Annotated in this window: 8 protein-coding genes; 5 read left to right on the forward strand and 3 right to left on the reverse strand. The window is 37.2% G+C overall.

What is annotated here, in order from left to right; all coding sequences use genetic code 11:
* The first annotated feature begins 225 nt into the window (after positions 1-225).
* Entirely contained in the window at positions 226-1851 is a 1626-nt protein-coding gene (locus L652_RS0101435; protein WP_024594860.1) for a methyl-accepting chemotaxis protein, read from the forward strand.
* 188 nt (positions 1852-2039) lie between these two features.
* Here L652_RS0101435 and L652_RS0101440 read toward each other — a convergent pair whose 3' ends face one another.
* From L652_RS0101440 to L652_RS0101450, 3 genes are all read right to left on the reverse strand, one after another.
* Complete coding sequence (locus L652_RS0101440) at positions 2040-2447, reverse strand: hypothetical protein (RefSeq protein WP_002962772.1); 408 nt, start codon at positions 2445-2447, stop codon at positions 2040-2042.
* 12 nt (positions 2448-2459) lie between these two features.
* A complete protein-coding gene (locus L652_RS0101445) occupies positions 2460-3590 on the reverse strand; it encodes a porin (RefSeq protein ID WP_024594859.1) in 1131 nt (376 codons plus the stop codon).
* Between the two features lie 320 nt (positions 3591-3910).
* Entirely contained in the window at positions 3911-4501 is a 591-nt protein-coding gene (locus L652_RS0101450; protein WP_024594858.1) for a LuxR C-terminal-related transcriptional regulator, read from the reverse strand.
* A 409-nt stretch (positions 4502-4910) separates the two neighbouring features.
* On the opposite strand from L652_RS0101450, the gene L652_RS0101455 reads away from it, so the two are divergent.
* The 4 genes from L652_RS0101455 to L652_RS0101475 all read left to right on the forward strand — a co-directional run.
* Positions 4911-7133 (forward strand): TonB-dependent receptor, encoded by a 2223-nt coding sequence (locus L652_RS0101455; RefSeq protein WP_024594857.1) that lies wholly within the window; start codon positions 4911-4913, stop codon positions 7131-7133.
* 265 nt (positions 7134-7398) lie between these two features.
* Positions 7399-8520 (forward strand): 4-phosphoerythronate dehydrogenase, encoded by a 1122-nt coding sequence (locus L652_RS0101465; RefSeq protein WP_024594856.1) that lies wholly within the window; start codon positions 7399-7401, stop codon positions 8518-8520.
* Between the two features lie 48 nt (positions 8521-8568).
* Positions 8569-9585, forward strand: a complete 1017-nt coding sequence (locus L652_RS0101470; protein ID WP_024594855.1) for an aspartate-semialdehyde dehydrogenase — start codon at positions 8569-8571, stop codon at positions 9583-9585.
* 354 nt (positions 9586-9939) lie between these two features.
* A partial coding sequence (locus tag L652_RS0101475) for a FimV/HubP family polar landmark protein (RefSeq protein WP_024594854.1) occupies positions 9940-12430 on the forward strand: 2491 nt, incomplete at its 3' end.

Below are 12430 nucleotides of genomic sequence, written 5' to 3' on the forward strand. Positions count from 1 at the left end.
CCCCCCATCCGCACCAAATTTAGAAACCAGTAACAGAAATGTTACTGGTTTTTTTGTGCCTGCGATTTAAATTGAATGTTATTTGTACTTTCTTTTTTTAAAGGGCAATTAGTTATGTAGAATTTTGAATTGTTTGTAAAAAAAACTAGAAATTTTACAAATTTAGTTAACACTTATGAGTAATAAGCCGATAATAGATTTAGACAATAAAATAAGGTATTCACAATGGCTTCAGGCTTCACTTTTCAAAATCTCAGCATAAGTAAAAAAATACATGCGATTACGAGTATTGCTGTCGTTGCATTTTTAGTGATTGTTCTGATCAACTATTTTGCTATGAATGATAATAGAATTGCACTTGATGAAATGGAAAAATCATCCTACAAAGTTGTTAAGTTAACATCAGCTAATGTTGGTATTTTAGAGAAGCTGGACGAACTTTACACCCAAGCCGTAACATTTGGTGAGCAAGATTTAGTCGAGAAAGCATCTGACACATACAAGCAACTTGAATTGAATATTATTGCGATAGAAAAAATAAATGCCTCTTACATTCACAGTGACACTAAAGAGCAGCTCGCAAATTACGAAAAAATATCAGCGACTATCGCAAATGGCATGGTAAATGGAACAGCAGATTTTAGTAAAATTCAACAACAAGCACAGAGGAAAACAGCGCTTTATAACGATGTCCTAGAAAAGTTTAAGGCAGCACAAGTCAAAGCTGACGATCGTTTTTTTGAACTTGTTGCAAGCACAAAGGACCGCTCTGATTACGCCCTTACGTTAATGTTAGTTGTTTCTATTGTATCGCTTATTTTATTGCTCTTTATGGCTATTTGGATAGCTAAGCGAATTGCTTCTTCGGCAAGTGATGCGGCAAATAATTTAAGCTTATTAGCAAGCGGTAAAGGCTCGCTAAGCACTAAATTGACAGTTAACTCTGAAGATGAAATAGGTCAAGTATCTATAAACTTCAACTCTTTTATTGGCATATTGAAAAAAACGGTGTTAGAAATTATCGCGGTTTGCGAACCGTTAATGGAAAACTCTACTCGCTTAGTGCAGGGGATGGAACAAGCGGAGCGTGCAACGACTAAACAAACCACTGATGCTGAGATTGTAAAGCAATCGATGGAAGAGATGAAACAGAGTGTAGGAGATATCTCTCAATCAGCTGCAAGTGCTTCTCATGCAGCGCAAACGGCAGAGAAAGAAGTTGAGCAAAGTCGAACTCAAGTACAAACATCAGTGACCGCTTCTCGTACGTTAAGTGATGAGATTAATCACGCTGCTACAACTATCAATAAATTAGCAGACGATACAAAAAATGTGTCGCAAATATTAAATGTTATTACATCAATAGCGGAGCAAACAAATTTACTTGCACTTAATGCTGCCATTGAGGCTGCCCGTGCTGGTGAGCATGGCCGAGGCTTTGCTGTTGTTGCTGATGAAGTTAGAGAGCTTGCATCGCGAACTGCTCACTCTACAAATGAGATTCGAGAGCTGTTGACTACTTTAACTGAAGCGGCTAACGAATCAGTTACTGCAATGACGACTGCAAGAGATATGGCTACAGATAATGCAACTGCAGCAGAAAAAACGGGTATTTCTATAGAGAAAATTGCAGAGCAAATGTTAGAAATAAATGGAATGAACTCACAAATTGCTGCTGCCACAGAAGAGCAAACATCAGTTGCTGCTATGGTTGTAGAAAACGTGACAAATATGCACGTATCATTTGAAGATACAATGGACTCGCTAACGGCTGTGAGGGATGTAGCTAAAAACCTTCATTACCTTTCAGATAACCTATTAGATGCCACGGCTAAATTTAAAATTGAGTAACGTAGCTAAATCAATTCGAAGTAATGCTTATTCAATTTGAGAGGGCAGATCAGACGCTAGCTGTGTTAAAATTTCTATTGAACAGTTTTTCTCCCTCAAAATATCTTACTTAATCGAGCGAATTGTTATTAAAGTTAAGTTATAAAAAAACCACCGATTAGGTGGTTTTTTTAATTTAATAATAGCAATTAAAAGGTAGCAATCACTTTAACTTTGTCAGTTGCTTTACTGCTATCTATATAGCCGATTGAATCACCATTAGCGGCAACAAAGTCAATGACAGCTTGATCTGAATCAAACTTTTCAGGCGGTGTTCCTTTACCTGTAAAAACAAGTTTTGACCAATAGGCATTTAATTGGCTGCTCGATTTACCTACCACTTTAGAATTGAATTCATCAGCAATAGCGGTACCGTTTTGAGTTGCTGGGTTGACCTTATTGCCGTTATCAAACGACTTGGCCTTTCCTAAGTAAATTTTCTTAATAGTCTCTGCATCAAGTGCATTTGCATTACCAGGATTTACAATTACTGCAACTTCAGCCAAAGCACCGAAAGAACATAATGAAAGCGCACTAGCTAGGATTAATTTTTTCATATTCCGCTCCAATTAAAATACTAAATCAACACCAACGGCTACTACATCCGTTTCAGTGTCAGTGATGTCATCATCAAATCGACTGAAGTCAATTTTAAATGCAGCAGAAGGGTGGAAGTCATAACGTGCGCCAATTGTGTATACGTTACTCTCTGCACGCATGCTCTCTAGGGCAAAGTTCACTGTAGTATTTAATAAAGGAATTGATTCAAGAGTATTAAAACGTGATGAATCATGTTTATCATCATTTTTTTCATAGGTGAAGTGAACAATAACATCGTCTATACGATAACCGGCAGAGGCATAGTATTGTGATTGTTCAGCCAAAATACTTCCCTCTACTTCAAACTGTGTATATTCAGCATCAAATAAGAAGTTATCATAGTCAATAGAGAAGCCAATACCAACAAAAGTTGTTTCATCTTCGTCAGTAGTAAGATCATTTGCTGTGCTCGTTAAACCGTTAGTATTAAGTACTTCAACAAGTCCAATTAAACCGCTGTCATTAGATGAAATGCTTGTGTCGGCCACAATATATGCAGCTCGTGCACTGAACCAGTCGTATGATAGGCTCCAGTTTATACCGCCTAAATTATTTAACTCAGCAGGTAAGCTATCTCCAAATACATCTATATCGCCATCAAAAGCGCCATAAAACCCTTGCAAAGTAGAGTCCCAATCTCCTAATTGATTGTTGTAAACAACACTCAAGCCTTCATAAGTCGAAAATGGGATACCGTATACTGAGCGAGGTGGACGTACCCAGCGATAAGCATAGCCAACATCCAAGAAATCTGAGTATTTATAGAAAGGAACACGCATTTTACCAGCGCTAAATTGCAGTTCATCGCTGTATTCATAAGTAACATATGCCCATTCGAATGTGGCGTCAAAGTCGTCCTCTCCACGCGCAATAATTTGAGCCGTAGCCGTTAGCTTCTCTTGAAGATCAGCAGATAGTTGTAAAGCGAACTTACTCTCATTTTTAAATGAGATATCATCGTCATATCCGTATAAGGTTTGATCACTGTCTAGGCTTTTACCACCCACTATAGATGCAAAACCATTAATACGTACTTCAGCGCTTGCATAGCTAGATGCAAGTACAGCACATACAGCTACTGCTACAGATAGCTTTTTCATATGTATTTCCTATTTGTTATTTAGATGTTGATTTCAATAGGATTATAGAAGTGATAGTGTTTTTTATCTAATAAATTTAGGAAGTTAATAAAAATAAATTTAGTAACGGCTTTTTAATTTTGTAACATATATATTTTATGTATGTATTAAAAGCAGAATAGTATGATTTTATTAGAATAAACTTTAAATCTAGTTAATAAGGCTTTTTAAAATGGCGGGAATATTATAACTAAATTTTCTTTTTACGTTCTTTGGTTAAGGAGTTAGAACGAATGTTGCTGGTAATTACAATAGCTATTATCAAGTTTGCTTAATCGGTTTTAACTATTGATCTTATTTAAGTTTTTTTGACACCAAAGCAATGCTTGTTGCTTGTTTTTTACAGCGATTTTTTGATACACCTTGTGTAAATGTACACGAACTGTAGCTTCACTGATAAATAAAGTGTCTGCAATTGCGCTTGAATGTAAGCCAGAAAATAACAAGTTTAATACTTTCATTTCTTTGCAGGTTAAGTTATTTGATTGCAGCGCAGTTTGTTGTTCACTCGCTAGCATTTGTCTCATCCAACCATCAGTTACCGCACGTGGAAACCAAAGTTTTCCTTGTTCTATTGCTTGTAATCCTTGCTGCAGTAGTACTTCGTCAGTGCCTTCATAAAACAAACCTTTCAAATTAGGCCACTCTTTTAATGCCAAAACATCACCGTCTTTGGGCACGTCAAAAATAACGAGTCCTTGGTGACCGTTTTTTAGCATAAACTGATTTATAAGTTCATGGTTTGTAATAATATTTAAAGCTTGATAATTGACAAGTAGGACGTTGAAGTCAGCTGCGACACAAAAAAGTGATGTGTAATTTGGGCTGGTGAAGCATGTGGGGCTTTTATTGGCTGTATTTTCAATATTCATAATATTCTATCCATAGACTACATTTTAGCACTATATTCTTATTTTTAGTTAATTTCAATGATACCTGAATGTGTTTTAGCTCTTTTTTTATACACTAAAGTACATGTATGAGTATGTTTTATGCGCTCTTTAAAGTAGTATTTATGAGATTTTTTGTTTTAAAACAGTTCATTAGTGAGGTAAATATTAGAGGGGTTTATTTATGATAATTCATTTAAAGCTAACAATGCTTAAATTACTGTCATTTTCTATGAATTTATTTAAATAATCTTATACATTTATTCACAATAATGTCATATAATACCTGTCCAGAGGAAAGATGCTATTTAGCGTCTTTTTTTATGCCTAAAATTTATATTATTAATATAAAAGCATAACAAAAATCACACGGTATCCTTTGGAGAATATTTTGAAACTACGCACACTCTCACAGTTAAGCCTAGCAATTGTCGCTGCACTATCTACCTCAGTAAATGCTGAAGAAGCTAAAACAACCGCAAAACAAGACGCGTTTGAAAAAATCGAAGTCACAGCTCGTAAACGTACAGAGAGCTTATTTGAATCTCCAACCGCTATCACATCAATTGGGGCGAACCTAATTGATAAAGCCAATATGAGTAATCTTGAAGACATTGGTAAATATGTTCCAAACTTAAACATCACCCGTTACGGTGTTGGTAATGCAGCACATGCGTCTGTGTTCATTCGTGGTATTGGTCTGCAAGATCACATAATAACTACTGATCCAGGTGTAGGCGTATACTTAGATGGCGTTTATTTAGGTCGTCAAATGGGTTCTAATTTATCATTACCTAATGTTGAGCGTGTTGAAGTGCTTCGTGGTCCACAAGGTACTTTATATGGTCGTAATACATTAGGTGGCGCTGTAAATGTAATTACAAAGCAACCTGGGGATGAAGGTATTGTAACTACTTCAGCTAAGCTGGGAAGTCGTGGACGTATTGCTGGTGATGTTTATTTTAATAACTCACTAAACGATGAACTAAGCATGTCTGCGAGTGCATCTTACAAAACACGTGATGGTGTTGGTGAAGCTGTTAATTTAGCAAATCCAGAGAAAGAAATTGGTGAGGAAGAGGAATTCAGTGGTCGTATAGCCCTTAAATGGCAAGCGAACAGCGATTTAGCATTCACTTTTGCTTTAGATGGAGTTGATAACGAGTCAGGTCAATCGCCTTACACAATTGAATTAACTGACCCGCTAGATGCAAACGATGTGTTTAATGGCGACTTCCCATTATTGACTCAAGATTTAATTCCATCAGACCCTGATGATTTAGGTACAACCGTTGCAGGTATTGAATCAACTTCTTACTCAGGTTGGGGCACATCGTTCTCGGCTGATTGGGCAATTAACGATACTTATACTACTAAGTTTATCTCAAGCTACCGTACATCTGAGTATGAAGGTGGCCTAGATGACGATGCATCACCTTTAAACTTATCTGAGTTTCCAGAAGAGGGCGGAGCTGATCAGTACTCGTTTGAAATTCAACTAAATGCAACATTTGATAATATGGACTTTGTGTCAGGCCTTTACTTTTTTAATGAAGATGGCTTTACACGTTCAGGCCCATTTGTATTCAGCCCATTTAATACACCCAATGGCTTATTGAATGACGGAGTAACAGAATCATTTGGTGGTTACGGCGATTTTGAAATTAACCAAGAAACTAATTCTTACGCAGCCTACTTTAATGCAAGCTACGATTTAACTGACGATTTAACGGTAGGTGGTGGTCTTCGTTATTCAAAAGATGAAAAAGATGCAAATGCTATATTCCCATCATTTCCTACTCGTAAGTATGTAAGTGCAGATTTTGATGCAGTTACGTGGGATGTAAATGCATCTTATCAGCTTAGCAATAATATGAATGTGTATGGCCAGATTCAAAAAGGCTACCAAACAGGTGGTTTTCCACCGCGCCCATTTGGTGGACCAGACCAGTTTGTATCATTTGACGAAACGAAAGCGGTTAACTACGAAATGGGTCTAAAAGGCCAAGTACACGAAAATGTATCTATGATGCTTGCGGTATTTGTGACTGATTACACTGATTTAGCATTACCATTTTCAGACCCAACAGCAGGTGGCGGTTTCGTAACAATTGTAGAAAATGCGGGTCAGTCTAAAGCACAAGGTATTGAGCTTGAAACAACCGTCGCTATTACTGATGACTTTACTATTCGCAGTGCAGTTGGTTATTTAGATTCTGAAATAACAGAAGTGGCTGAGGGTGTACAAGGTATAGGTAAAGGCGATTCACCAGCACTTACACCACGCTGGACTGTCATGGTTGCACCTTCTTACTTTATGGATTTAGAGAGCGGCGCAACACTTGCGTTTAATGCTAATTATTCGTACCGAAGCGAGATGCAAGGGCAATCAGTTTATAACCAAAGTGAGACAATAGATTCTCGTGAACTAGTTGGTTTTAATATTTCCTACACTAATCCATATGGCGATATGGAAGTTACACTGTATGGTGAAAACGTTCTAAACGAAGTTTACGACGTTGGTCGTCTTCAACAATCAGGTTTTGTTGGCGTAATGCGCAGTAATGATCGAAGTGAATTTGGTTTGAAATTCAAAAAAGACTTTGAGCTATAAACTAAAATCAAGTAAATAAAATATAATGTAATTGAAGTTTATTTTGCATAATAAAGGCCGAATCATGCTGTGATTCGGCCTTTGTGTATTCAATAGTAAAGTTATTATTCGCATCGTTTAAATTCCTAATTTTAATTGCTGATTTAAAACAATCCACATCCCCATTTTTGAGTCTTTGTATTAACTAAAATGCGCCTTTTTAGTTTGTGTAAAGGCTAGGTTGTTCGCTACAATGGCGCCTCTTAATTGCCAAACGGACTCTGTAATGAAAATTCTTGCCGATCAAAATATGCCTTTAGTTGAGCAGTACTTTGCAGACTTTGGTGAGGTTGAGCGTTTTGATGGTCGTAAATTAACGCCTGAACAATTAATAGATGTAGATGTTCTTCTTACTCGTTCGGTGACAAATGTTAATCATGAACTTTTGGTACAAGCTAACAAGTTGAGCTTTGTAGGTACTGCCACAATCGGCATTGACCATATTGATACGCAATTACTGCATGATAGAAATATTGCTTTTACAAGTGCACCTGGTTGTAATGCTGTTGCTGTAGCTGAATATGTAATTAGTAGCTTATTTGCATTAAGCCAAGAAAATGCGCGTCCATTGTGTGGTCAAACAATTGGTATTGTAGGGATGGGCAACATTGGTACATGTTTGGCGCAAAAATTAAAAGCATTAAACGTAGTTGTACTGCTGTGCGATCCGATTAAGCACGAACAAGGCTTATTACAAGAGCATGTAGCGCTTGATGAGTTATTAGCGCAGTCAGATGTTGTTACTTTTCACGTTCCCCTTGTTAAAAGTGGCGAGCATAAAACACTGCACATGATGGGTAAAGAGCGTTTAAAGGCACTTAAGCCAGGAACCACGCTAATTAATGCAAGCCGTGGCGATGTAATTGATAACCAAGCATTGCTTGAGGTAATGGAAGCTGGGGCTGATTTAGATTTAGTACTTGATGTATGGGAGAAAGAACCCAATATTTTAACTGAATTACTAGAGCATGTTCGTTACGCTAGTGTGCATATTGCAGGGCATACACTTGAGGGGAAAGCTCGTGGTACACAAATGTTGTATCAAAAACTGTGTCAGCTCAAAGGTGTTGAGGCGATTAAATCGTTGGATGATTTTTTACCAACACCAGCCGTTACAAATGCAACTGTTACGCAAAGCCTTAATGAGCAAGATATTGCTCGTTTAGTGCATTTAATTTATGACGTTCGCCGCGATGACGGAATATTACTTCGTCGTCTAGAGAGCGACGGCTTTGATAGTTTACGTAAAAACTATCCAATAAGGCGAGAATTTAGCACTTTATTTCTACAAGGTGATAGCTCACAACTAGCAGCACTTAGCCAGCTTGGCTTTAGCATAGCTGAATAATTATTTAACTAACGATGTTGTTTTAATGTCGTTTATAGAGGAAGAAATATGTCGCAAAAATATAACGTTGCCGTACTTGGCGCTACTGGTTTAGTAGGCCGTCAAATCATTGAAACGCTAGCAGATCGTAAGTTTCCTGTTGATCAGCTTTTTTTACTTGCTAGCAGCCGCAGCGCAGGTGAAGATATAAAGTTTCGTGGTGAGACCATTGAAGTACTTGACGTTGAAGGCTTTGACTTTAGCCAAGCGCATATAGGTTTGTTTTCTGCTGGTGGCAGTGTATCTGAAAAATATGCTCCTATTGCTGCTGAAGCCGGCTGTATTGTAATCGATAATACATCGCACTTTAGAAATGATTTTGAAATACCTCTCGTGGTGCCAGAAGTTAATGCTTCAAGCCTAGCTGATTTTAGAAATCGTAATATTATTGCTAACCCTAACTGTTCAACTATTCAGATGATGTTAGCACTTAAACCAATTTATGATGCTTACGGAATAGACCGTATTAATGTATCTACTTACCAAGCTGTATCGGGTGCAGGTAAAGACGCGGTTGATGAACTTGCAAAGCAAACAGCTAATTTGATGAATGCACGCCCTATGGATAATAAAGTATTTCCAAAGCAAATTGCATTTAACGTTATTCCTCAAATTGATAGCTTTGAAGATAATGGCTATACGCGCGAAGAAATGAAAATGGTAAACGAAACTCATAAAATTTTGGGTGATACCACTATTGCAGTGAACCCAACGTGTGTACGTGTTCCCGTATTTTTTGGGCACTCAGAATCAATTAATATTGAAACGCGCATGCCTTATGACTTTGAACACGTTAAACAACTTTTAAAAGACGCGCCTGGTGTCGAGCTAATTGATGATGAAGGTGACTACCCAACAGCAGTGTCTGACGCTAGTGGTAACGATACTGTGTATATAGGTCGATTACGTGCTGATATTTCTCATCCTCATGGATTAAACATGTGGGTTGTAAGTGACAACACTCGTAAAGGTGCTGCAACTAATAGCATTCAAATTGCAGAAGAGCTTATTGCCAATTACATGTAATAGTTAATTGCGCTAAACATGCTTTTGAAGCGGTAAACAGTAGTTGTTTGCCGCTTTTTGTTTATATGGCTTGTCAAATTTTTGCCGTTTAATTTTAAAAATACAAAAACTGATTGATAACACTCAATAAATTAATATTTATAAAGATGTTTTAAGGCATTTATTTTCAAGGTGTTGCGATGGATATTACGCTCTAACTGGTTTATAGTTTGTAATTGGAATAGAGCTTGCAATAAAAATAGATTGTAATAATAAATGCGAGTCAGTCATTTGGCTGATAATAGCAATAATAAACAATATTTATGCACTTAAGTTTTAGGTGTTTTATTAATATTTAAATATTAAAGGATCAGCATGCGCGGTTTAGCTACACTTATTATATTAGCGTCTGCATTGATAGTAACGCCAGTTTACTCTCAGGACAGTACCCAATTAAAGGGGCCTAAAGGCGTTGACTATGGTGCGCAAGGGCGATCAATTGGGCCAATTAAACCAACTGATACGCTTTGGCGTATAGCAGCTAAAGTGCGCCCAGACAATTCTGTCAGTATTTATCAAGTTATGCAGGCTTTGTATAACAAAAATCCCGATTCATTTTTAGAACAAAATCTTAACCACATTCAAAATGGTGCCTATTTAAAAATCCCTACCTTAGCCGAAATAAAAGCTGTAAATACGCAGCTCGCAAAGCAACGCTCTGAGCAAGATGATGCATTATGGGAAAAGAAAAAAAATGGCACGCTTACACAAAGCGAAATTAACTCAGCGCAAACAAAAGTAACTCAAGCGCGTAAAATTGATGTAGACGATGCTAAAAAAGAGATACAGAAAGAATTAAATGAAATAAAAACAGAGCAAGGTACTAAGCTTGTTGAGTTACAACAACAGTTTAAAAGCTCAGTTAGTAATGTAGAAGAGATTTTAGTTGAAAATAATAATCTTAAAAAACAGTTATCAGGAATATCTAAAGAGCTCGAAAACTTACGTTTGCAATTAGGACAAGACAGCGAAATTCAAAATCAGTTAAAAGAACTCATCGTTAAACAAAACGAGATTATTGCCCAACAAAAAAAACAAGAAGTAATACCAAAAGAGTCATTTGATTTTGGCTCATTATTTTCAAACCCCATAGTACTGGGCTTGTTAATGTTTATTCCTGGGTTACTGATTATTTTTGCAATCGTTATGTTTTTACGCAAACGAGCAAGTAATCAAGAAGAGCCGCAAAACGATGATGACTTTTTACCACAAACCCCAACCTATGCTGGCGATGATGATTTAGGCCCAAGCTTAAATGACGATCCAATTGTACCTGACCCTTTAGATGACTTGAGTGTTCAATTAGATGATAGTCTCGAAAGTGATATGTTGCCTAATGATGATTTAGACGACGGCTTAGATGATTTTTCTGGCGACGAAAATTTACTTGATCAGGATGAGCTCGAAAGCTTGCTAAGCGATGACATTGTTTTTGATGATGAAAATACCGATGACGATGATGAGCTCGATATTTTTATGCAGCAAGGGTTTGATCAACCTTCAGATGAAAACGCTGAAGATATAGATTTAGACTTATCTGATGACTCAATTAACAATGATGAAATCCTAACTAATGACGATTTAGATAGCTTGTTTGATGAAGACGATAGTCTACCTGAATTTGATGCACCGCAAACAAGCGAAGCTTTAGAGGATGACAGCTTAGAATCTCATGATGAAATGGCGGCTTTAAGTGAAGAGCTTGCAGATGAAGATAATTTTGATATAGATGAATTATTAGATCAAACATCAACAGAATTAGATACCTCAAATAACACTTCAGCTGAACTTGATACAAGCGACGATTTTGATTTAGACGATATAGATAGCTTAATTGATGAGGCGAATGACCCAAAAAGTGATGTGGTAGATGGCTCACTTGATGCAGAGTTACTCGACGAAGATGAACTTCTAGAAGAAAGCGACGACTTTGATTTAGACGACATAGATAGCTTAATTGATGAGGCTGCAGTCGATACTGCAGATGACTCATTAGTTGAGGAAAGTGAAGACTTTGATTTAGACGACATAGATAGCTTAATTGATGAAGCAGCAGTTGATACTGCAGATGACTCATTAGTTGAGGAAAGTGACGACTTTGATTTAGACGACATAGATAGCTTAATTGATGAAGCAGCAGTTGATACTGCAAATGATTCATTAGTTGAGGAAAGTGACGACTTTGATTTAGGCGACATAGATAGCTTAATTGATGAGGCTGCAGTTGATACTGCAAATGACTCTTTAGTTGAGGAAAGTGACGACTTTGATTTAGACGACATAGATAGCTTAATTGATGAGGCAGCAGTTGATACTGCAAATGATTCATTAGTTGAGGAAAGTGACGACTTTGATTTAGACGACATAGATAGCTTAATTGATGAGACTGCGGTTGATACTGCAAATGATTCATTAGTTGAACAAAGCGATGACTTTGATTTAGACGACATAGATAACCTAATTGATGATGAAGTAAAAAATTCAGATGTAAGAGATTCAGAAATTGATAATGCATTGGCAGACTCAGTTGAGGATTTAGCAGATGCTCAAGAAGAATTAAATGTTGATGATATTGAGTCGCTTGCTTCATCATTAAATGAAGAGCCCGAGCTTATAGAAGAACCTGAGCTTGAAGAAGAGCCTGAGCTTATAGAAGAGCCTGAGCTTTACGATGAGCCTGCGCTTGAAGAAGAGCCTGAGCTAGACGATGAGCCTGAGCTTGTAGAAGAACCTGAGCTTGAAGAAGAGCCTGAGCTTTACGATGAGCCTGAGCTTGAAGAAGAACCTGAGCTTGAAGAAGAGCCTG

Origin of the sequence: Pseudoalteromonas sp. TB25 (assembly GCF_000497995.1) — a bacterium.
Lineage (GTDB): Bacteria > Pseudomonadota > Gammaproteobacteria > Enterobacterales > Alteromonadaceae > Pseudoalteromonas > Pseudoalteromonas distincta.